This is a genomic window from Lysobacter terrestris (assembly GCF_014489475.1).
In the GTDB taxonomy this organism is placed as follows: Bacteria; Pseudomonadota; Gammaproteobacteria; order Xanthomonadales; family Xanthomonadaceae; genus Agrilutibacter; species Agrilutibacter terrestris.
In genome coordinates, this window is sequence record NZ_CP060820.1 from 168,907 (window position 1) to 191,205 (window position 22,299).

Here is a 22,299-nt window from a genome sequence, read left to right on the forward strand (position 1 = left end):
GGCCGGTTCACTGCTTACTTCGCCGGTTGCTTGACGATCTCGAGCAGCTCGACTTCGAACACCAGCGTGGCGTTCGGCGGAATCGGGCCGCCCTGCGTGCCGGCTTCGCCGTAACCGATCGCCGCCGGAATCCACAGCTTGTACTTGCTGCCCACCGGCATCAGGCCGAGGCCTTCACGCCAGCCCGGGATCACCGCGCCGAGCGGGAACGTGGCGGGCGTGCCGCGATCGTAGGAGCTGTCGAACGTCTTGCCGTCGAGCAGCGTGCCCTTGTAGTGCACCTTCACCGCGTCGCTGGGCTTGGGCTTGGGGCCGGTGCCTTCGGTGATGACCTGGTACTGCAGGCCCGACGGCGTGGTCTTCACGCCCGGCTTCTTCGCGTTCTCGGCGAGGAACTTGGCGCCGTCTTCCTTGTTCTTCTTGGCGTCGGCCATCATCTTGGCGATCTGCTTGGCCTGCATCTTCTGGCCGAACGCCTGCGCGATCTCCTGCGCCTGCTCTTCGGTCATCAGCATCTTCTCGCCGGCGACCGAGGCCTTGATGGCCTTCGCGATCGTGTCGACGTCGACTTCATCCTTGACCTGCTCGAGCGACTTGCCCATCTGCATGCCGATCATGTAGCTGACCTTTTCCTTCTCGGTCGGCAGGCCGGCGATCTTGGGGCCTGCGTCCTTCGACGATTCTTCGGTCTTGGCTGCTTCGTCCTTGGCCTTGTCGGCAGGCGGGTTGCAGGCGGTAACGGCAATGGCAAGAACAGCCGAGGTAAGGGCCACGGAAACGTGGCGGGGGAAACGACGCATCTGGGAACTCCTGGGAAATCGGGAAAATTATCGCGCCGGCCACGGTGCACGCGTGCGACTGAACGTCAGTTCACGTGCGCGAACACGGTATTCGGAGATGTTTACTGTTGCGGAATCGCCAGCAGTTCGACATCGAAAACCAGCGTCGAATTGGGACCGATGCGACCGTCCGGAGTTCCCTTGTCGCCGTAGGCCAGCTCGCCGGGGATCCAGAAGCGGTACTTCGCACCCACCGGCATCAGCTGCAGGCCCTCGGTCCAGCCGGCGATCACCTCGCCCAGGCGGAACTGGACGGGCTGGCCGCCGCGCTCGTAGGAGCTGTCGAACACGCTGCCGTCCAGCAAGGTGCCGTGGTAGTTGACGCTGACGCGGTCGTCGACGCGCGGACGCGGGCCCGCGCCCTGGCGCAGCACCATGTACTGGATGCCCGACGGCGTGGTGAACACGCCCTTCACCGTCTTGTTCTTGGCGAGGAATGCCGCGCCCGCGGCCTTGTTCGCCTGCGCGGCAGCGGCGGCCTTGGCCTCCAGCTTCACCTGCACGTTCTTCGAGAACACCTGGCGGACGGCGTCCAGCTCGGCGTCGCTCAGCAAGGCCGTGCCGCCGGCGAGCGTCGTGCGCACCGCCTGCAGGAACACCGGCATGTCGATCTCTTCCTGGATCTTCGCCAGCGAACGGCCGACGTCGGTACCGACGAGGAGGCCGACCTTGTCGCGCGCCACTTCAGGCGTCTTCGCGCCAGGCGCAGGCGGATTGTTGCGTGCGCCGATCCGCGCCATCAGCGCCTGGGTCGTGGTCTTCGCGTCTTCCGGCGTCAGCAGCGGCTTGCCACCGGCGAAGGCATTGCGGATGGCCTTCTCGAACGCCGTCATGTCCAGGTCCGGCCCCACGGGCGCGATCGAATGACCGATGTCGGTGCCGATCATGTAGCTGGCCTTGTCGCGATCGGTCGTCAGCACGGTCTTGTCCTGGGCAGCGGCGGCGGAAGCAGTGCTGCCGAAGAGCACGGCCGCGGTGGTCAACAACGCAGCGACGCCGCGCATGAAGGGCTTCATGAAGACTCCTGTAAGGAACGCGCCGCGAACGGCGGCACGAAGCGCCTATTGTCGCGGGCCGTAGCGGCATGAGCAATGCAGGTTCCGTGCGCGACGTTTGCAAATGGATCGCGCTGCATGCGATCGCGATGGAATGCGGCGCGCGGTGGGAAGCCAGCCCAGCGGCCCGGCGCGGCCGCATTGCCGGCGTGTAGTGGCGAATCGCCCTGCCGAGCTGGCGGGATTCGCGCGGGGAGCATCGGACCCAAGGGGTGACCGGGGCGGATTTCGGCCCCCGGATCACGCCGGAATCGGCCATCCCCGGCATGAAATCGCCATAACCCAATGATTTTTCTTCTATTTCTGCGTTCCAGCGCGACCCTGCCCGGGCTGCGGCGACACATGACTTAAGTTGGGTTCGCCGCTTGTTGACTGGACGTGTTTAGGTGTTATAGTTGCATACAACACCGGTCTACCAACGAGCAGGACGTTCGCCATGAACCGCAAGCTCCGCAACTCGCTCTCCGCCTTCACGGCCTCCGGCGCAGCGCTGGCCATCGCCCTGATGGTCGCCGTCCCCGCCGGCACTTCCCCCGTGCAGCAGATGGTGTCGCAAGACCTGCTCCTCCCGGCTGCGGCCGGTCAGCGCGCCGAAGGCTCGCTGGCCCAGGCCGTTGCCCTCTCCGCCGAATTCGCCGCCGCTTCGGCGCTGGCGCTGGAAGCGGACCGGCGCATGGATGCCCCGACCAAGCCGCACGCGCCCCGCAAGGGCACGCGCAATCGCCGGCAGACCGTTGTCATGCCGTACTTCTCCTTCCTGCCGCGGGGCTGATATGACCGCAATCCAATGGAGCGACAGCGCTCCCATCTACCGCCAGCTGAAGGAGCGGGTCATCGCAATGATGCTCGATGGCCTGCTCAAGCCCGGCGATGCCCTGCCCTCCGTAAGGCAGGTCGCCGCCGAGTATCAGCTCAATCCAATCACCGTCTCGCGCGCCTATCAGGAACTGGCGGACGAGGCACTCGTCGAGAAACGCAGGGGCCTGGGCATGTACGTCACAGAAGAAGCTGCAAGGAAGTTGCTGTTCAATGAACGTGAGCGTTTCCTGCGCGAAGAATGGCCCCAGGTCGTCGAGCGCATCAAGCGCCTGGGCCTGAAGATCGATGAACTGCTCGCCGCCGACGGCAAGGACGGTGTGCAATGAACGCCGTCGCCTCCGACAGCCGCCCCGTGGTCAGCGCCCGCGGCCTGCGCAAGCAGTACAAGAACAAGCTGGCGCTCGACGGCACCACCTTCGAGATCCCGACCGGGCGCATCATCGGCCTGATCGGCCCCAACGGCGCCGGCAAGACCACCGCGCTCAAGGCCCTGCTCGGCCTGATCCCGTTCGAGGGCGAGCTCTCCGTCCTCGGCCGCGATCCGCGCACCCAGCGCGACGACCTGATGCGTGATGTCTGCTTCATCGCCGACGTGGCCGTGCTGCCGCGCTGGATCAAGGTGAAGGAAGCCATCGAATTCGTCGCCGGCGTGCACCCGCGCTTCGACCGCGCCAAGTGCGAACGCTTCCTCGCCCACACCCAGCTCAAGCCCGAGCTGCGCGTGCGCGAACTGTCCAAGGGCATGATCGTGCAGCTGCACCTGGCCCTGGTGATGGCGATCGACGCCAAGCTGCTGGTGCTGGACGAGCCCACGCTCGGCCTGGACATCCTCTACCGCAAGCAGTTCTACCAGCGCCTGCTGGAGGACTACTTCGACGAGGAGAAGACGATCATCGTCACCACCCACCAGGTCGAGGAGATCGAACACATCCTCACCGACGTGATGTTCATCCGCGACGGCAAGATCGTCATCGACGCGTCGATGGAAACGCTCGGCGAACGCTACGTCGAACTGCTGGTCAACGGCGACAAGACCGACGAAGCCCGCAGCCTCAAGCCGATCGACGAACGCGCCCTGCCGTTCGGCAAGGTCGTGATGCTGTTCGACGGCATCGAACCGGGCCGCCTGGCCTCCCTGGGCGAAACCCGCACGCCGGGCCTGGCCGACCTGTTCGTCGCCACCATGAAGGGGACCTACGCATGAATGCCATCGCAGACAACCGCCTCCACGCAGCCGTGGCGGCGCCCCACGCCACCCACAAACTGAAGCTGCTGCTCCGCCGCGAGTTCTGGGAACACCGGGGCGGCCTGCTGTGGGCCCCGGTCATCACCGGCGGCATCGCCACGGTGTTCGCGCTGCTGGCCGCCATCGCCGGGACCGTGATGGGCCGCAGGCACGGCGTGCACCTCGACAACCACGAGGACGCCCAGGAAGTCGCCAAGGTCATCGGCGCCATCGGCGACGGCGCCCTGCTCGGCGGCATCGGCCTGGCCATGATGGTGCTGGCCTTCGTGGTGTTCTTCTACTCGCTCGGCTCGCTCTACGACGATCGCCGCGACCGCAGCATCCTGTTCTGGAAGTCGATGCCGGTTTCCGACACGCAGGTGGTGCTGTCGAAGGCCGCCTGGGCGCTGGTCCTGGCTCCGTTGCTCGCCCTGGGCATCGGCGTGCTGATCGGCCTGGCGTTGTGGCTGATCACCGCGCTGACCACGACGGTCAACGGCGTGCCGGGCGCGGGCGGAATCATCGTCAACTCGCATCCGTTCCGCATCATCGGCCAGATCCTGCTCGCATTGCCGGTGCAGATGCTGTGGTCGCTGCCCGCGGTGGGTTGGCTGATGCTGTGCTCGGCCTGGTCGCGCCGCGTGCCCTTCCTGTGGGCGGTGATGGTGCCGATCCTGGCCTGCGCGATGCTGAGCTTCATGGACATCTTCCCGGGCGTGGAAATCCCGCACGACAAGCTCTGGTACACGGTGGTCTATCGCGGCCTGCTGAGCGTCGCCCCGGGCAGCTGGATCCCGACGATCAGCGACCACATCCCCGAAATGAACGGCCCGGATGACCTGTCGCACGTACTGAACCTGGGCATGAGCTGGCAGGTGCTGGGCCATGCCGACGTCTGGATCGGCGCGGTGCTGGGCGTGGCGATGATCTACGGCGCGATCCGCCTGCGCCGCTGGCGCGACGACAACTGATACCCGGCCCTACAGAGCGAGATGACCATGAACCGCAAACACATCGCAGTCCTGCTCATTGCCCTGTCGCCACTGGTCGCCCAGGCCGGCACGGTGAAGTCCGAAGTCGAGAAGGACCTCGACGACGCCCGGCAGGAAATCCGCACGGAAATGGCGCAGGAACGCGCAAAACTGGGCAGCGAGAACCTGACCCTCGGTGACGGCCTGCATTTCGGCAAGGAAGACCAGGGTGACGCCAAGCGGCGGCACCTGCCGAAAGGCGAAATCACCCCACGCGGCGACCTGCTGATCGACGGCAAGGCGGTCGCCATCGACGCGGGGCAGCGCCGGCAACTGCTGGATTACCGCGCGCAGGTGATCGACATCGCCAGGACCGGCCTCGTTGCCGGCGAAAAGGCGGCGATGCTCGCCATCGAAGCCACCGACGTGTCGCTGTTCCGCCTGATCGTGGGCGGCCTCAGCGGCAGCCTCGAACGCAAGGTGGAGGCGACGGTGCAGCGGGAAATCCAGCCGATGGTGCTGCAGATCTGCCGTCGCCTGCCGCAATTGCGGGACTCGCAACAGGCGCTGGCCGCGAGCGTGCCCGAGTTCCGGCCCTACGCCACCCTCGACCGCGACGACGTCGAGAATTGCGAACGCGACATCCGCAAAGACATGGCGGCGCGCTGAGCCACCACTACCCAGGAAAGATGGCATGAACACAATCCGCACCTTCGCCTGCACCGCGCTGCTTGCATCGCTGGCCGCCTGCGGCGGCAACGACCGCAGCGCTTCGTCCGCGTCGACGCCGTCGACGCCCTCCGCCACCACCGCGCCCAGCAGCACGCTGGGTCGGATCGTGGAAGAGAACATGGCAGAAGCGCGCAAGAAGCTCGCCACCGAGAACCTCAGCCTCAACGGCAAGGTCCTGATCAACACCGGCAAGGACGGCGACACCGCCATCTTCGGCAAGGATGACGGCACGCTCCCGAAGGCGGAAATCTCCCCCAAGGGCGACCTGCTGATCGAAGGCAAGACCGTGGCGACCACGCCGGAGCAGCGCGCGATGCTGCTGCAGTACCGCCAGCACGTCATCGCCGTCGCCGAAGGCGGCATGGAGATCGGCGTCCAGGGCGCCGACCTCGCCGCCAAGGCACTGGGCGAAGCCGCCAAGGGCCTGTTCTCCGGCAAGTCCGAGGAAGAGATCACGCAGAGCATCGAAGCCGAAGCCGCCGGCATCAAGGCCGCCGCGGCCAAGCTGTGCGAGCGCCTGCCGCCGATGATGGAAGCGCAGCAGAAACTCGCCGCGTCGCTGCCCGAGTTCAAGCCCTACGCGACGATGACCAAGGACGACATCGACGACTGCATGAAGAACAGCGAAGGCGACGGCAAGCACGCCGCCGGGCTGCGTTCGGAAGTCCGCGAGGAAGTCCGCAACGCCGTGCGCGAATCGGTACGCGAGGAAGTGCGCCAGGTCGTCCGCAACGACGGCGCGCAGGAACCCGACGCCAAGCCGGCGCATTGAACCGGCAAGACCCCGTGTTGCACGACGGGTTGGGCCCGCCGCATGCCGGTGTCGGCGGGTCCAACCTCGTCACTTGTTGCGGGGCCGGTTGTGAGAGCACGCGGCTGTACCGCCCCGCCCGGCTCGTCTAGACTCGAAGTCGCGGGGTCGTCCCGCACCCGGTGCGCCCAGGAAGGTGCGCGCCTCTGGCCGTTCCGGGGCCACCATCACGACAAGGAAAGTTCATGAAGCAATTCATCGCAGTGCTCGCGCTCTCGCTGGCGCTCTCCTCCCCGGCCAGCGCCGGCCTGTTCTCGATCAAGGACGGCACGCAGGTCAGCCAGGAACAGTTCGACAGCTTCGCCGTCGGCAAGACCAGGAAGGCCGACGTGACCGAAGCCCTCGGCCATCCGCAACGGCGCGAACAGCTCGGCGACAACCAGGTCTGGTACTACGACTTCAGCAAGCTCTCGTATGGCCGCGCCATCGAGGAAGCCACGGTGTTCGAATTCAACAAGTCCGGCGTGCTGGTCGAGAAGTACCGCACCGGCAATGGCAATGACGACAAGGACGGCAAGAGCGGCAAGGACAAGGCCGCGAAGTAAGCGCGGGAAACCCCGCATCGAACGAAGGGCACCTTGCGGTGCCCTTCGTCTTGTCGGCCGGACCTATTCGCCGGAGCCGCGGATTCCGCCCTGCGTCAGCGCGACCGGATCCAGCAGCACGCGCAGTTGTTTCTCCGGCAACCCGCTCATTTCGACGGCGACGTCCAGTACCGGCCGGCCCTCGCGGTAGGCGCGCTTGGCGATCGCCGCGGCCTTCTCGTAGCCGATCAGCGGATTGAGCGCCGTCACCAGGATCGGATTGCGCGCCAGCGCCTCGCCCACGCGGTCCTCGCGCACGCGCAGGCCGGCGATGGCCGAATCGGCCAGCAGCTGCATGGCGCTGGACAGCAGCCGGATCGAATCCAGCAGGTCGTGGGCGATCAGCGGCAGCATCACGTTGAGCTGGAAGTTGCCGCTCTGACCGGCGATCGTGATCGCGGTGTGGTGCCCCATCACCTGCGCGCACACCATCGCCGCCGCTTCGGGAATCACCGGATTGACCTTGCCGGGCATGATCGAGCTGCCCGGCTGCAGCGCCGGCAATTCGATCTCGCCCAGCCCCGCCAGCGGCCCGGAATTCATCCAGCGCAGGTCGTTGGCGATCTTCATCAGCGCCACGGCCAACGTGCTGAGCTGGCCGGACAGTTCGACCGCGTCGTCCTGCGCGGCCAGGCCCTCGAACTTGTCGGCGGCGGATTCGAACTTCGTGCCGGACAGCGACGACAGCGCCTTCGCCATCGCCTTGCCGAAGCGCGGATCGGCATTGATCCCGGTGCCGATGGCGGTGCCGCCGATCGGCAGGCGGCGCAGCCGCTTCAGCGCATCCTCGATGCGGCCCTGCGCGGACTCCAGCTGCGCGGCCCAGGCACCGAATTCCTGTGCGAAGGTCAGCGGCATCGCATCCATCAGGTGCGTGCGCCCGGTCTTGGTCACCTTGCGCAGCGGGCGGGCCCGGCGCTCGATGGTCTTGCGCAGGTGCCGCAGCGCCGGCAGCAGGCGTTCCACGGTGGCCAATTGCGCGGCCACGCGGATCGCGGTCGGGATGACGTCGTTGGAGCTCTGGCCGAGGTTGACGTGGTCGTTCGGGTGCACTTTCGCGCGTCCGGAACGCGTGGCCAGCGTCGCGATCACCTCGTTGGCATTCATGTTGCTCGACGTGCCCGAGCCGGTCTGGAACACGTCGATCGGGAACTGGGCATCGTGCGCGCCCGCGGCGACGTCCAGCGCCGCGGCGCGGATGGCGGCGGATACGCCCTTGCCCAGCAGGCCGAAGCCGCCGTTGACCTCGGCCGCGGCGGCCTTGACCAGGCCCAGCGCGCGGATGAACTCGCGTGGCATCGGCACGCCGGACACCGGGAAGTTCTGCACCGCCCGTTGCGTCTGCGCACCCCACAGCGCATCGGCGGGGACGCGCAGTTCGCCCATGCTGTCGTGTTCGAGGCGGAAACCTGCGGTTTTCTTCGCCATTTCGATCTCCTTGTTCCGGGCTACCCGCAGCTTACGCCGGCCCGGCTCCCGCAGCGGCTCACCCGGGCCAGGGGTCTGCCCGGTCCGAGCCTGTAGAATTGCGGTTTGCCTTCGCTGCCCCGCCCCGCCATGTCCGTCGAAACCCAGCTCCTCGCCCTCTCCCCGCTCGATGGCCGCTACGCCGGCAAGGTCGACGCCCTGCGCCCGATCTTTTCCGAGTTCGGCCTGATCAAGGCCCGCGTCAAGGTCGAGGTGGAGTGGCTGCTGGCGCTGGCGAACGACCCGGGCATCGTCGAACTCAAGCCCTTCTCGACCGAAGCCGTCGCCCGCCTGCGCGCGCTGGCCGACAACCTCAGCGTCGCCGACGCGGCGCGGGTCAAGGAGATCGAGCGCACCACCAACCACGACGTCAAGGCGGTCGAGTACCTGATCAAGGAGAAGCTCAAGGGCGACGCCGAGCTCGGCCCGGCGCTGGAGTTCGTCCACTTCGCCTGCACCAGCGAGGACATCAACAACCTCAGCTACGCCTTGATGCTCAACGAGGCACGCCAGGACGTGCTGCTGCCCAAGCTGGACGAGCTGATCGAGAAGCTGCGCGCGATGGCGCACGAGCATGCCAACGTGCCGATGCTGTCGCGCACGCACGGCCAGACCGCGTCGCCGACCACCGTCGGCAAGGAACTGGCGAACGTGGTCGCCCGCCTGCAGCGCCAGGGCGAGGTGCTCGCCGGCCTGCCGATGCCGGGCAAGATCAACGGCGCGGTGGGCAACTACAACGCCCACGTCGCGGCTTATCCGGACATCGACTGGGCCGGCTTCTCGCGCCATTTCGTCGAATCGCTGGACCTGACCTGGCAGCCCTACACCACCCAGATCGAGCCGCACGACGGCGTCGCCGAGCTGTGCGACGTGGCCAAGCGCATCGACACCATCGCGATCGACCTGTGCCGCGACATCTGGGGCTACATCTCGCAGGGTTACTTCAAGCAGGCGGTGAAGGCCGGCGAAGTCGGCAGCTCGACCATGCCGCACAAGGTCAACCCGATCGACTTCGAGAACGCCGAAGGCAACTTCGGCATCGCCAGCGCGTTGTTCGAACACTTCGCCGCCAAGCTGCCGATCAGCCGCTGGCAGCGCGACCTCACCGACTCCACCGTGCTGCGCGCGCTGGGCACCGCTTTCGGCCACATGCTGATCGGCTTCGAATCGCTGCAGCGTGGCTTGAACAAGCTCAGCGTCAATCCGGAGCGCCTCGCCGCCGACCTCGACGCCGCCTGGGAAGTGCTGGCCGAAGCCGTGCAGACGGTGATGCGCCGCCACGGCCTGCCCAATCCGTACGAGCAACTGAAGGCGCTGACCCGCGGCCACGGCATCACCGAAACCTCGATGCGCGAATTCATCGGCTCGCTCGACCTGCCCGAGGATGCGAAGCAGCGCCTGCTGGCGATGACGCCGGGCAGCTACATCGGCGTGGCCGATCGCCTGGCGAAGGACATCTGACCGCTGTCATCTGATACTCGTCGTCATCCCGACTACGAGCCGTCATCCCGAGCGCCGCGAGGGATCTGCTTTACCCACGGGCTACAGCGACAGGTCCCTCGCTGGCGCTCGGGACGACAAATGAAAAGGGCCGCATCGCTGCGGCCCTTTTTCGTTGCATGCGACCCGACTTAAGCAGCCTGCTTCGTGATCAGGCCTTCCGCTTCCAGAGCCGCCTGGGTCGCCGGGCGCGACGCCACGCGCTGCTGGAATTCATTCAGCGCCTTGAACTCGGACAGGTCCAGGTCGACGAACCCGGCCCAGTTGGTGACCGTGAACAGGTAGGCGTCGGCCACAGTGAAGTCGTCGCCCAGCAGGTACGGCTGCTTCGCCAGGGTCTGCTCGAGCAGGCCGTAGCGCTTGCGCAGGTAGTCCTTGCGCTCCTGCCTGACTTCCGCGGGCAGCGTCGGGTTGAACAGCGGCGAATAGGTCTTGTGCAGCTCGGTGCTGATGTAGCCCAGGGTTTCCTGCAGGCGCGAGCGCTCGAAGGTGCCGTTGGCGGGCGCCAGCTTCGCTTCCGGCTTGCGGTCGGCCAGGTACTGCACGATCGCCGTGCCTTCGGTCAGCACGTCGCCATTGTCCAGCTGCAGCGTGGGCACGTAGCCCTTCGGATTGATCTGCAGGAAATCGCGGCCGGTTTCGGTCTGCTTGGCCTTGGTGTCGACCTTCTCGAGCTGCAGGTCGATGCCGAGCTCGCGCGCGACGATGTGCGGGGACAGCGAGCAGGCACCGGGGGAGTAGTAGAGCTTCATGCGGGGGTTTCCTCTTCGTGGGGGTGTTCGGGACGTCCAAGGTCTTGCAGCAACGACTGCATCAACGCCGCCGCGCTGCGGTGGCGCAGGTTCGGCGCGATCTGCCCGCTCCACAGCGAGATCAGGTCGGTACGGCCAGCGGCGAGCGCGGCGGGCCGCAGTTTCGAGACGAACCAGCCGCAGGTCGGGAACGGCGGCAGCTCGCCGGTGTGCGATGCCATCTCCTCCGTCCAGCGGTTGCGCAGGCCGCGCGCGAGGCGGCCGGTGAACGCGCGCGTCAGCGTGGTGTGCTGGGCGCGTTCGCTGAAAAGCAGGTCGCGGTGCGCGTCGTTGGTGCCCGATTCGCTGCAGGCCAGGAACGCGGTGCCGATCTGCACCGCCTGCGCGCCCAGCGCGAATGCGGCGCGCACGCCGCGCGCATCGGCGATGCCACCGGCGGCGATCACCGGCGTCTTCGCCCGCGCACTGACCAGCTGCACCAGGGCGAAGGTGCCCATCAGCGATTCCTCGGCGCGGGCCAGGAACGAGGGCCGATGCCCGCCCGCCTCCGAACCGCTGGCGACGACCAGGTCGACGCCCGCGGCTTCCAGCGCCTGCGCTTCGGCGATCGAGGTGGCGGCGCCGATCGTGGCGATGCCGCGGCGCCGGCACTCGGCCAGCACGGCCGGCGACGGAATGCCGAAGACGAAACTGAAAGCCGGCGGGCGCGCTTCCAGCAGGGCGTCGACCTGCTCTTCAAAGCGCGGATGGCCGCGCTCCGCCGGGCCCGGACGCGGCTTCTCGACGCCGAGTTCGCGGAAATAGGGTTCGAACAATCGCCAGCCGCGCTCGAAGGTGTCGGGGTCGATGTGGTCGCCGCCGGCATCGTGGTCGGAGACCCACAGGTTCAGCGCGAACGGCCGGTCGGTGAGCGCGCGGATGTCGGCGGCGACGGTGCCGATCCGCTCCGGCGCCAGCATGTGCGCGCCGAACGATCCCAGCCCGCCGTGGTTGGCCACCGTCGCCGCCAGCGCGGCCGTCGACAGCCCGCCGCCGAACGGTCCCTGGATGATCGGATGCTCGATGCCCAGGATCCGGGTGGCCTCGTTCGTCGCATTTCGCGTCATCTGCCGTCCCTGCATGCGGTGAAGGCCGTATCCTAGGCCCATCAAGTTACGGGTTGATACCATCTAACCGGTCGTAACCAACGATTGTGGTAACCGTCCGGTTACCGCGTGATTTTCGCGAACGACCTTTGCGAACGACCTTTGCGAACGACCTTCGCCAACGACTTCCGCGGACAAGCTCCGCGAATGACCACCGACTGACAGGACGCACCGCCATGGGCCTGCCGCTGCGCAAGAGCAAAGTCGTCGAACCGGCGCCGGTCTGCCCGCTGACCGAATGCATGCGCCTGCTGCACGGCGCCTGGGCGCCGAACGTCATCTGGTACCTCAGCGGCGAACCGCGCCGCTTCGGCGAGCTGCGCCACGACATCCCGCGCATTTCCGCCCGCGTGCTCAGCGCGCGGCTGCGCGAACTGGAAGCCAAGGGCCTGCTCACCCGCCGCCTGCTCGACACCTCGCCGCCGTCGGCCGAGTACGCGTTGACCGACCTGGGCCGCGAACTGATCCCGGCGATCAAGGCGATCGTCGAGGTCGGCATGAAGCTCAAGAACGAACTGGCGACACGGCGCAAACCCGCGGCGAAGTAGAATGCGCGCCCCGCAACGCAGGGGTGGCGCCGTGAAAGCCGTGAATCTGCTGCTCAACATCGACGTGCCCGAGATCGCGACCGCCGAAGCGTTCTACACGGCCGCCTTCGGCCTCCATGCCGGTCGCCGCTTCGGCGTCGAAGCGGTGGAGCTGCTGGGCCTGGAAGCACCGCTCTACCTGCTCGCCAAGCCCGAAGGCAGCCTCGGCGCCGGCGACTCGCCGCGCAGCTACGCGCGGCATTGGTCGCCGCTGCACTGCGACCTGGCGGTCGAGGACATCGATGCCGCGCTGGCGCGCGCGGTCGCCGCGGGCGCGGTGCAGGAAGGCGCGACGCGCGACGCCAAGTGGGGACGGCTGGTGCAGCTCGCCGATCCCTACGGGCATGGCTGGTGCCTGATCGAATTCCGCGGCCGCGGCTACGACGAGATCACGACAGGCAACGGCTGATGGCCAGCCCGGCCCGGACTGCCCAGCAGTAACGAAAACATCCGCAGCTGCGACAACCGCCGCAGCCGCAACCCCACAACGACTACAGCGACCCGGCAATGGCCACGCAGAAGAGCAGACAGCACAAACCGGGCAAGCCCGGCCCCACCACGAAGCCGGCCAAGTCAGGGGCCGCGATACCGATCGAAGTCGATGCCAGCACGCAGCCGCCGCTGGGCATGCCGGCGGAACGGTTCCTGCGCGACTACTGGCAGAAGCGGCCGCTGCTGATCCGCAACGCCTTCCCCGGCTTCGAATCGCCGATCCAGCCCGAAGACCTCGCCGGCCTGGCCTGCGAGGAAGGCACGCTCTCGCGCATCGTTGCCCACGACCGCGAAAAGGACGCGTGGATGCTGCGCCACGGTCCGTTCGAGGAAGCGCTCTTCCCCGACATGCCGCACCACGACTGGACCCTGCTGGTGCAGGACGTGGACAAGTGGGATTCGGACGTGGCGGCGCTGCTCGACGCCTTCGATTTCCTGCCGCGCTGGCGCCTCGACGACATCATGGTCTCGTTCGCCGCGCCCGGCGGCTCCGTCGGCGCGCATGTCGACCAGTACGACGTGTTCCTGCTGCAGGCGCTGGGGCACCGCCGCTGGCAGATCGATGCTTCGGACCAGCCGTCGCTGGAATTCCGCAACGACGTCGAACTCAAGCTGCTGCGCGAATTCCACCCCACCCACGAATGGCTGCTGCGCCCGGGGGACATGCTGTACCTGCCGCCGGGCGTGCCGCACCACGGCGTGGCCGAAGACGCGTGCCTGACCTTCTCGGTCGGCATGCGCGCGCCGAGCGCGGCGGAACTGCTCGGCGACTTCGTCGACACCCTTGCCGCCGACGCGGACGAAGGCCTGCGCTATCGCGATCCGGACCTGGCCCCGGCGAAGGATCCGGCGCAGATCGACGACGACGCCATGCGTCGCGCGATCGAAGCCCTGAACGCCCTGCGCATGAACGACCCAGAACGCCTGGGCGACTGGTTCGGCCGTTTCATCACCCTGTACCGCAACGCCGGCGAAGTGATGGCTGCGCCGGAGGGCGCCGCCGAAGACGCGCAGTCGCGCATCCAGGTCGAATGGGACCTGCAGCACGGCGCGACGCTGGTGCGCCATCCCTACTCGCGCATGGCCTGGCGCAAGGCCGCGCGCGGCGCGCGCCTGTACGTCAACGGCGAGGGCCATGACTTGCCGGTTCGCGACGCCAAATACGTTGCCAATGCCAAGGGGATCGATAGCGCGGGCTACACGGCGCTCTCCGAGGCCGGGCGCGACCGCGTCCACGAGTTGCTGCGGACCGGGCATTACAGCCTGGTCCACGAGGGCGAGGAAGAAGAATGAGCGTCGTCACCGTTCCGGGGCCGGCCTTCACTGTCAGGACCGTCGACTACGCCGCCGCACAGCCTGGGCTGCACGCGGTGCGCGAGGTCGTCTTCGTGCAGGAACAGGGCGTGCCGGCGGAACTGGAACGGGACGAACTCGATCCGCAGAGCCACCACGTCATCGCCGAGGACGCCGAAGGGCGACCGATCGGCACCGGCCGCCTGACCCCGGAACGCCGGATCGGACGCATGGCCGTGCTGGCCGAGTGGCGCAGCCGCGGCGTCGGCGATGCGCTGCTGCTGGCGCTGCTCGACAAGGCGCGCGAGCTGGGCTGGCACGACGTCGCATTACACGCGCAGGTGTCGGCGATCGGCTTCTACGCCCGGCACGGCTTCCTGCCGCAGGGCGAACGCTTCGTCGAAGCGGGCATCGAGCACCAGACGATGCGCCGGCTGCTCGATGCAGCCAACCCGGTCGAAACCCACGACGCCGCGATCGCCGCCCTGCTCGGCGTGATCGGTACCGCACGGCGCGAACTGTGGATCTACAGCCGCGACCTCGACCCCGGGATGTTCGACAACGCCGAGGTGATGGCGGCGCTGCGCCGCTTCGGCACCCACCGTGGCGTGGCCCACATCCTGCTGCAGGACGCGATCGCCCCGCAGTCGGGCCGGGCCCCGCTGATCGGGCTGTCGCAACGCCTGCCCAGCGCATTCGTGTTCCGGGTGATCGAGGAACCGGTGGACCGCGCCTATGCCGCCGCGTTCGTGGCCAACGACCAGGGCGGCTGGTACTTCCGCACCCTCGGCCACCGCCCCGAAGGTGAAACCCGGATCGACCAGCCCGCGCGCGCCCGGCAGCTGCAGGGCGTGTTCGAGTCGGTCTGGGAGCGCGCCCGCCCCTGCAGCGAGTACCGCGCCCTGGGCATCTGAGGCACGCCCGGCGGGCGCCGGCGCCCCCGACTTTGGTAGCAGGCCCTGTGCCGCCTTGGTCGTCTTGCGATGCCGGCCATCCGGACCAGCGCCCGGGGAAGACGCTGCTTTCAGCCGCGACGTCGGCACGAAAACGCTGCGTTGCCGGCCAGAAGCTTCCGGCAACGCAGGCCGACCCCACTTCCAATGCATGGTCGCGGGCGCGATCTCCCATAACTGCTTGATGCAGCGCGGCAAGGGCTCCGGCTATAATTTTGGCCCTTTCGCGTCCCCCGCAGCCAGACGCGCCGGCGTTCCCCCGAAATGCCCGCCGGATCAACCGCTTGCCCTACAACTTGGATCTTCCCGACATCATCGTGGACAGTCTTCTCAAGCAGTTTGCCCAGTCCTCGCAGCTCGGCGCCAACGCCGCCTATATCGAAGACCTGTACGAGCAGTACCTGGTCGACCCCGACAGCGTCGGGGCCAAGTGGAAGACTTACTTCGACGGGCTGAAAGGCCGCGAAGCCGGTGACGTCCCCCACTCCGCCGTCATCGACCAGATCGCCATCGCCGGCAAGCTCGCCGCGACGGGCAAGCTGGCCGTTGCGGGTGGTGGCGACGAACGCGAGCGTGGCGTCGCCAAGCTGATCACCGCGTACCGTTCGCGCGGCCACCTGGCGGCCAACATCGATCCGCTGGGCATGCTGGTGAAGACCGAGGCGCCTGACCTCGCCATCGGCTTCCACCACCTGTCCGAAAGCGACCTGTCGGCGGAATTCAGCACCGGCGGCGTCGGCGGCAAGGACCGCATGAAGCTCGGCGACCTGGTCGCCCTGCTCAAGGCCACCTACACCGGCCCGATCGGTGCCGAGTACATGCACATCACCGACGTCGAACAGCGTCGCTGGATGCAGGAGCGCATGGAAACCGCCGGCGGCAAGTACAGCCGCAGCGCGGACGACAAGAAGCGCATCCTCGAGCGGCTCACCGCCGCCGATGGCCTGGAGCGCTACCTGGGCACCAAGTACGTCGGCCAGAAGCGCTTCTCGCTGGAAGGCGGCGACGCGCTGATCCCGCTGATGGACACCACCATCCGCCGCGCCGGCGAACAGGGCGCCAAGGACGTGATCATCGGCATGGCCCACCGCGGCCGCCTCAACGTCCTGGTCAACACGCTCGGCAAGCCGCCGCGCCAGCTGTTCGACGAGTTCGAAGGCAAGTTCGAGCACGTCCACAACGACCTCGCCCACCAGGGCGACGTGAAGTACCACATGGGCTTCAGCGCCGACGTCGTCACGCCCGGCGGCCCGGTGCACCTCGCCCTCGCCTTCAACCCGTCGCACCTGGAAATCGTCGACCCGGTGGTCGCCGGTTCCGTGCGTTCGCGCCAGACCCGCCGCGGCGACAAGGGCGCGCAGCAGGTGCTGCCGATCCTGATCCATGGCGACGCCGCGTTCGCGGGCCAGGGCGTGGTGATGGAACTGTTCCAGATGTCGCAGGCGCGCGGTTTCCGCGTCGGCGGCACCATCCACATCGTCATCAACAACCAGGTCGGCTTCACCACCAGCGAGCGCCAGGACGCGCGTTCGACGCTGTACTGCACCGACGTGGCGAAGATGATCAACGTGCCGATCCTGCACGTGAACGGCGACGATCCCGAAGCCGTGGTGTTCTGCGCCGAACTGGCGCTCGACTTCCGCAACCGCTTCGGCAAGGACGTGGTCATCGACCTCGTCTGCTACCGCCGCCACGGCCACAACGAAGCCGACGAACCGGCGGCGACCCAGCCGCTGATGTACCAGGTGATCCGCAAGCACAAGACGCCGCGCGAGATGTACGCCGCGCAGCTGGTGTCCGAGGGCGTGATCCAGGACGCGCAGGCACAGGCGCTGGTCGACGGCTATCGCCAGAAGCTCGACGACGGCGTGGTCACCACCGAACTGGTCGCGGTCAAGCCGGACGAGTTCACCATCGACTGGTCGCCGTACCTGAAGGGCAAGCTCAGCGACAAGGTCGACACCACGTACGACGGCAAGAAGCTGAAGAAGCTCGCCGAGACCATCAACGAGGTCCCCGACACGCTGAAGCTGCACCCGCGCGTCGCCAAGATCTACGAAGACCGCCGCAAGATGTCCGAAGGCGCGCAGCCGGGCGACTGGGGCTTCGCCGAGAACCTCGCCTACGCGACGCTGCTGACCGAAGGCTACAAGCTGCGCCTGGTCGGCCAGGACTGCGGCCGCGGCACCTTCTTCCACCGCCACGCGATCCTGCACGAGCAGACTACGGACGAGTACGTGCTGCCGCTGCGCCGCCTGGTGCAGAACCCGGTCGACGTCACCATCATCGACTCGCTGCTCAGCGAAGAAGCGGTGATGGCGTTCGAATACGGCTACTCCACCGCCGATCCCATGACTCTGGACATCTGGGAAGCGCAGTTCGGCGACTTCGCCAACGGCGCGCAGGTGGTGATCGACCAGTTCCTGTCGTCGGGCGAGGCCAAGTGGGGCCGCCTGTGCGGCCTGGCGCTGTTCCTGCCGCACGGCTACGAAGGCCAGGGTCCGGAGCACAGCTCCGCGCGCCTGGAGCGCTTCCTGCAGCTGTGCGCGCTCGACAACATGATCGTGTGCACGCCGACCACGCCGGCCCAGGCGTACCACATGATCCGCCGCCAGATGCGCATGACCACGCGCAAGCCGCTGGTGGTGATGACGCCGAAGTCGCTGCTGCGCCACAAGCTCGCCGTGTCGTCGCTGGACGAACTGTCGAAGGGCGGCTTCCAGACGCTGATCCCCGCCAGCAACGTCAGCGACGCGAAGAAGGTCAAGCGCGTCGTCGTCTGCGGCGGCAAGGTCTACTACGACCTGCTGGAAGAAGCGACGAAGCAGAACCTTGCCGACGTCGCCATCGTCCGCGTCGAACAGCTGTATCCGTTCCCGCGCGCCGAACTGGCCGCCGAGCTCAAGCGCTTTGCGGGTGCAACCGACGTGGTCTGGTGCCAGGAAGAACCGCAGAACCAGGGCGCGTGGTACCAGATCCGCCACCACCTGACCGCGTGCCTGACGCCGAAGCAGTCGCTGAGCTACGCCGGTCGCGCGCGTTCGCCCTCGCCGGCCGTCGGCCACCTGAGCGACCACGTCATCGAGCAGACGAAGCTCGTCGCCGATGCGCTGGTCAATCCGGTGCACGGCGACGCCAGCCCCGAATAACCCGTTTTTGCCGTCATCCCGAGCGTAGCGAGGGACCTGCTGTTCCGCTGCACCGATCAACAGAACCCCGCTTCGTTCGAAACGCACTCTTTTTAAGGACGTCCCAATGAGCACCGAAATCAAAGTCCCGGTCCTGCCGGAATCCGTCTCCGACGCCACCATCGCCACCTGGCACAAGAAGGTCGGCGACGCGGTCAAGCGCGACGAGAACCTGGTCGACCTGGAAACCGACAAGGTCGTGCTGGAAGTACCCTCGCCGGTCGACGGCGTGCTCAAGGAAATCAAGTTCGCCGAAGGCGCGACGGTCAACAGCCAGCAAGTGATCGGCGTGGTCGAAGCCGGCGCTGTCGCGGCTGCGCCCGCACCGGCCGCAGCCGCTCCCGCGGCGGCACCGGCTCCGGCCGCCGCGCCCGCCGCCGCGGCTCCGGCCAAGGCCGCTGCCGCACCGGCCGCCGCGTCGGGTGACCTGCCGCCGGGCGCGCGCTTCGCCGCCGCCACCGCCGGCGTCGATGCCGCGCAGGTCGAAGGCACCGGCCGTCGCGGCATGGTCACCAAGGAAGACATCGTCAACTACGCCAGCGGCAAGACCGCCGGCGTCGGTGGCGGCGCGCGCCCGGAAGAGCGCGTGCCGATGACCCGCATGCGCGCGCGCATCGCCGAGCGCCTGATGCAGTCGAAGAACTCGATCGCCATGCTCACCTCGTTCAACGAAGTGAACCTGGGCAAGGTCATGGCGATGCGCAAGGAACTGGGCGAACAGTTCGAGAAGACCAACGGCATCAAGCTCGGCTTCATGAGCTTCTTCGCCAAGGCCGCCGCCAACGCGCTGCAGAAGTACCCGGTGATCAACGCCTCGGTCGACGGCAGCGACATCATCTACCACGGCTACGCCGACATCTCGGTCGCGGTATCGACCGACAAGGGCCTGGTCACGCCGGTGCTGCGCAACGTCGAGCGCCAGTCGTTCGCCGACATCGAAAAGGGCATCGCCGAGTACGCCAAGAAGGCGCGCGACGGCAAGCTCGGCCTGGAAGACCTGCAGGGCGGCACCTTCACCATCACCAACGGCGGCACCTTCGGTTCGCTGATGTCGACGCCGATCGTCAACCCGCCGCAAAGCGCGATCCTGGGCATGCACGCCATCAAGGAACGCGCGATCGTCGAGAACGGCCAGGTCATCGCCGCGCCGATGATGTACATCGCGCTGTCCTACGACCACCGCATCATCGACGGCAAGGACGCGGTGCTGTTCCTGGTCGACATCAAGAACCAGCTCGAGAACCCGCACCGCATGCTGCTGGGCATGTAATGCCGATGGAACGGGAACCGGCAGCGGTTCCCGTTCTGCGTTTGGCCTGCAGGTTCAGATCCCTCCCCCGCTACCAGCTTCGTGCAGCGCTTGCGCGCTCCGGCTGAAACAAGAGACTTCCATGAGCGAACAGCAGAACTTCGACGTAGTCGTCATCGGCGCCGGCCCCGCCGGCTACCACGCCGCCATCCGCGCGGCGCAGCTCGGCCTGAAGACCGCGTGCGTCGACGCCGCGCTGGGCAAGGACGGCAAGCCGGCACTGGGCGGCACCTGCCTGCGCGTGGGCTGCATCCCGTCCAAGGCGCTGCTCGACAGCTCGCGCCAGTTCTGGAACATGGGCCACATCTTCGACCAGCACGGCATCAGCTTCGACAAGCCGGCGATCGACGTGAAAAAGATGGTCGCCCGCAAGGACGGCATCGTGAAGCAGTTCACCGGCGGCATCGGCATGCTGTTCAAGGCCAACAAGGTTGCGCCGTTCTACGGCTTCGCCCAGCTGCAGCCGGGCAACGTGGTCAAGGTGAAGCAGCACGACGGCAGCGAAGTCGAGCTCAAGGGCACCAACGTCATCATCGCCGCCGGCTCGGATTCGATCGAACTGCCGTTCGCCAAGTTCGGCGAGCACATCGTCGACAACGTCGGCGCGCTGGATTTCGAAACCGTTCCCAAGCGCCTGGGCGTGATCGGCGCCGGTGTGATCGGCCTGGAACTGGGCAGCGTGTGGAACCGTCTGGGCTCCGAAGTCGTCGTGCTCGAAGGCCTGCCGAACTTCCTCGCCGCCGCCGACGCCGAAGTGGCCAAGGTCGCCGCGCGCGAGTTCAAGAAGCAGGGCCTCGACATCCGCCTGGGCTGCAAGGTCAGCAACACCGAAGTGAAGAAGGACGGCGTGCACGTCTTCTACACCGACGACAAGGGCGAGCAGGAAATCGTCGTCGACAAGCTGCTGGTGGCCGTGGGCCGCCGCGCCGCGACCAAGGGCCTGCTGGCCGACGGCACCGGCGTGAAGCTCGATGCGCGCGGCATGATCGAAGTCGACGAACACAACCACACCGGCGTCGACGGCGTCTGGGCCGTGGGCGACTGCGTGCGCGGCCCGATGCTGGCGCACAAGGGCTTCGAGGAAGGCATCGCCGTGGCCGAACTGATCGCGGGCCTGCCGGGCCACGTCAACCTCGACACGATTCCGTGGGTGATCTACACCGAGCCGGAAATCGCCTGGGTCGGCAAGACCGAGGAACAGCTGAAGGCCGAGGGCATCCCCTACAAGGCCGGCAGCTTCCCGTTCGCGGCCGTGGGTCGCGCGGTGGCGATGGCCGAACCGGCCGGTTTCGTGAAGGTGCTCGCGCACGCCGAAACCGACACCGTGCTCGGCATGCACCTGGTCGGCGCCAACGTCTCCGAACTCGTGCACGAAGGCGTGCTGACGATGGAGTTCAAGGGCTCGGCCGACGACCTCGCCCGCATCTGCCACGCGCATCCGTCGCTGTCGGAAGCGGTGCACGATGCGGCGATGGCCGTGCACAAGCGCTCGATCCACAAGGCCAACTGACGTTGGCCTTGTGATGCCCAAGGTTTGCTACGCAAACTTCGGGCCCCGGGCTGCAAGCCATACCCGCCCTTTCGCGCCTGGCGGCGCGAACCGCCCCTAACCTAGGGGCTAGGGCAAAGGCCCCACCCTGCACAGCTTCCAGTACATTGGAACGGCGCACCTCGGTGCGCCGTTCTGCTTTGGGCAAGGAGCACGGCCATGACTTCCGCAAACCCGATCCGCAACGTTTCCGATACCGCGCTGTGGGTCGCGATCTATCGCGCCATGGAGAGCGAACGCCCGGACGCGATCTTCCACGACCCGTATGCCCGTCGCCTCGGTGGCGAACGCGGCCAGGCCATCGTCGACGCCATGCCGCGCGGCCGGGCGATGAGCTGGCCGATGGTGGTGCGCACGGCGGTCATGGACGAGATCATCCTGCGCTGCGTGCGGCAGGGCGCGGCGACCGTGCTCAACCTCGCGGCTGGGCTGGATGCGCGGCCCTATCGCCTCGCCCTGCCCGCTTCGCTGCGTTGGCTGCATGTCGACCTGCCCGACATGGTCGACTACTACCGCTCGCACATGGATGCGGAAACACCGCGCTGCGAACTGGAGTTCATCGCCGCCGACCTGCGCGACGCCGATGCGCGCCGCGCCGTGTTCGCCAAGGCCGCGCAGAACGGCCCGGTGCTGGCGATCACCGAGGGCCTGCTGGTCTACCTCGAAGCGGGCGATGTCGCCGCACTCGCGCGCGACCTGCACGACGTTGCCGATGCGAAATGGTGGCTCTCCGACCTCGCCTCGCCGATGCTGCTGAAGTACCTCGAACGCCAGTGGCAGCCCATGCTCCAGCAGGGCAACGCGCCCTTCCGCTTCGGCCCCGCGGAGAACACCGGCTTCTTTGCGCCGTTCGGCTGGCGCGAACTGGAATTCCGGCCGCATTGGGACGAGTCCCAGCGCCTGAAGCGCACCATGCCGCACGCGTGGCTGTGGAACCTGCTGCGCCTTTTCCAATCGAAGAAGCAGCGCGAAGCGATGAAGCGGTTTTCCGGCATCATGCTGCTCGAATCCACCCGGTCCACGTGAGC

Annotated in this window: 21 protein-coding genes; 16 read left to right on the top strand and 5 right to left on the bottom strand. The window is 67.3% G+C overall.

All coding sequences use genetic code 11. The features are described from left to right. Window positions 1-14: 14 nt before the first annotated feature. Together H8B22_RS00775 and H8B22_RS00780 are read right to left on the bottom strand one after the other, a co-directional pair. A complete protein-coding gene (locus H8B22_RS00775; RefSeq protein WP_187712274.1) occupies window positions 15-800 on the bottom strand; it encodes an FKBP-type peptidyl-prolyl cis-trans isomerase in 786 nt (261 codons plus the stop codon). Window positions 801-901: 101 nt separating this feature from the next. Beyond that, window positions 902-1,855, bottom strand: coding sequence for an FKBP-type peptidyl-prolyl cis-trans isomerase N-terminal domain-containing protein (locus H8B22_RS00780; protein ID WP_187712275.1), 954 nt, complete (start codon window positions 1,853-1,855; stop codon window positions 902-904). Between the two features lie 475 nt (window positions 1,856-2,330). On the opposite strand from H8B22_RS00780, the gene H8B22_RS00785 reads away from it, so the two are divergent. The 7 genes from H8B22_RS00785 (at window position 2,331) to bamE (ending at window position 6,997) form a co-directional block, all read left to right on the top strand. Beyond that, window positions 2,331-2,666: a hypothetical protein gene (locus H8B22_RS00785; protein ID WP_187712276.1), complete on the top strand. Its 336-nt coding sequence runs from the start codon at window positions 2,331-2,333 to the stop codon at window positions 2,664-2,666. 1 nt (window position 2,667) lies between these two features. Beyond that, entirely contained in the window at window positions 2,668-3,039 is a 372-nt protein-coding gene (locus H8B22_RS00790; RefSeq protein ID WP_187712277.1) for a GntR family transcriptional regulator, read from the top strand. Beyond that, complete coding sequence (locus H8B22_RS00795) at window positions 3,036-3,917, top strand: ABC transporter ATP-binding protein (RefSeq protein ID WP_187712278.1); 882 nt, start codon at window positions 3,036-3,038, stop codon at window positions 3,915-3,917. Before H8B22_RS00790 ends, H8B22_RS00795 begins: the two co-directional genes overlap by 4 nt. Beyond that, entirely contained in the window at window positions 3,914-4,909 is a 996-nt protein-coding gene (locus H8B22_RS00800; protein WP_225876230.1) for an ABC transporter permease, read from the top strand. The genes H8B22_RS00795 and H8B22_RS00800 overlap by 4 nt, the downstream gene beginning before the upstream one ends. 27 nt (window positions 4,910-4,936) lie before the next feature. Continuing rightward, on the top strand, window positions 4,937-5,578 hold the full coding sequence (locus tag H8B22_RS00805; RefSeq protein WP_187712279.1) for a YggN family protein: 642 nt from the start codon (window positions 4,937-4,939) through the stop codon (window positions 5,576-5,578). Between the two features lie 25 nt (window positions 5,579-5,603). Continuing rightward, window positions 5,604-6,413 carry a YggN family protein gene (locus H8B22_RS00810; protein WP_187712280.1) on the top strand — a complete coding sequence of 270 codons (810 nt, stop codon included), beginning with the start codon at window positions 5,604-5,606 and terminating at the stop codon, window positions 6,411-6,413. A gap of 224 nt (window positions 6,414-6,637) precedes the next feature. Further along, a complete protein-coding gene (gene bamE, locus H8B22_RS00815; protein ID WP_225876231.1) occupies window positions 6,638-6,997 on the top strand; it encodes an outer membrane protein assembly factor BamE domain-containing protein in 360 nt (119 codons plus the stop codon). Window positions 6,998-7,060: 63 nt separating this feature from the next. Here the strand turns inward: bamE and H8B22_RS00820 are convergent, their stop codons facing one another. After that, entirely contained in the window at window positions 7,061-8,464 is a 1,404-nt protein-coding gene (locus tag H8B22_RS00820; RefSeq protein WP_187712281.1) for a class II fumarate hydratase, read from the bottom strand. 129 nt (window positions 8,465-8,593) lie between these two features. Between H8B22_RS00820 and purB the strand changes: the two genes are divergently transcribed. Then, window positions 8,594-9,964 carry an adenylosuccinate lyase gene (purB, locus tag H8B22_RS00825; RefSeq protein WP_187712282.1) on the top strand — a complete coding sequence of 457 codons (1,371 nt, stop codon included), beginning with the start codon at window positions 8,594-8,596 and terminating at the stop codon, window positions 9,962-9,964. Window positions 9,965-10,134: 170 nt separating this feature from the next. Here purB and gstA read toward each other — a convergent pair whose 3' ends face one another. Both gstA and H8B22_RS00835 read right to left on the bottom strand, forming a co-directional pair. Continuing rightward, a complete protein-coding gene (gene gstA, locus H8B22_RS00830) occupies window positions 10,135-10,755 on the bottom strand; it encodes a glutathione transferase GstA (RefSeq protein WP_187712283.1) in 621 nt (206 codons plus the stop codon). Next, window positions 10,752-11,861, bottom strand: a complete 1,110-nt coding sequence (locus H8B22_RS00835; RefSeq protein WP_187712284.1) for an NAD(P)H-dependent flavin oxidoreductase — start codon at window positions 11,859-11,861, stop codon at window positions 10,752-10,754. Before H8B22_RS00835 ends, gstA begins: the two co-directional genes overlap by 4 nt. Window positions 11,862-12,076: 215 nt before the next feature. Between H8B22_RS00835 and H8B22_RS00840 the strand changes: the two genes are divergently transcribed. The 8 genes from H8B22_RS00840 (at window position 12,077) to H8B22_RS00875 (ending at window position 22,297) form a co-directional block, all read left to right on the top strand. Then, window positions 12,077-12,448, top strand: a complete 372-nt coding sequence (locus tag H8B22_RS00840) for a winged helix-turn-helix transcriptional regulator (protein WP_187712285.1) — start codon at window positions 12,077-12,079, stop codon at window positions 12,446-12,448. Between the two features lie 40 nt (window positions 12,449-12,488). Continuing rightward, entirely contained in the window at window positions 12,489-12,896 is a 408-nt protein-coding gene (locus tag H8B22_RS00845; RefSeq protein ID WP_225876305.1) for a VOC family protein, read from the top strand. Window positions 12,897-12,994: 98 nt separating this feature from the next. After that, complete coding sequence (locus H8B22_RS00850; protein WP_187712287.1) at window positions 12,995-14,272, top strand: cupin domain-containing protein; 1,278 nt, start codon at window positions 12,995-12,997, stop codon at window positions 14,270-14,272. Continuing rightward, on the top strand, window positions 14,269-15,186 hold the full coding sequence (locus tag H8B22_RS00855; protein ID WP_187712288.1) for a GNAT family N-acetyltransferase: 918 nt from the start codon (window positions 14,269-14,271) through the stop codon (window positions 15,184-15,186). The genes H8B22_RS00850 and H8B22_RS00855 overlap by 4 nt, the downstream gene beginning before the upstream one ends. Window positions 15,187-15,542: 356 nt before the next feature. Further along, window positions 15,543-18,374 (top strand): 2-oxoglutarate dehydrogenase E1 component, encoded by a 2,832-nt coding sequence (locus tag H8B22_RS00860; protein ID WP_187713456.1) that lies wholly within the window; start codon window positions 15,543-15,545, stop codon window positions 18,372-18,374. A gap of 106 nt (window positions 18,375-18,480) precedes the next feature. After that, complete coding sequence (sucB, locus tag H8B22_RS00865) at window positions 18,481-19,683, top strand: dihydrolipoyllysine-residue succinyltransferase (protein ID WP_187712289.1); 1,203 nt, start codon at window positions 18,481-18,483, stop codon at window positions 19,681-19,683. 121 nt (window positions 19,684-19,804) lie between these two features. Continuing rightward, window positions 19,805-21,232 carry a dihydrolipoyl dehydrogenase gene (gene lpdA, locus H8B22_RS00870; RefSeq protein ID WP_187712290.1) on the top strand — a complete coding sequence of 476 codons (1,428 nt, stop codon included), beginning with the start codon at window positions 19,805-19,807 and terminating at the stop codon, window positions 21,230-21,232. A 198-nt stretch (window positions 21,233-21,430) separates the two neighbouring features. After that, window positions 21,431-22,297 carry a class I SAM-dependent methyltransferase gene (locus H8B22_RS00875; protein ID WP_187712291.1) on the top strand — a complete coding sequence of 289 codons (867 nt, stop codon included), beginning with the start codon at window positions 21,431-21,433 and terminating at the stop codon, window positions 22,295-22,297. Window positions 22,298-22,299: the final 2 nt, after the last annotated feature.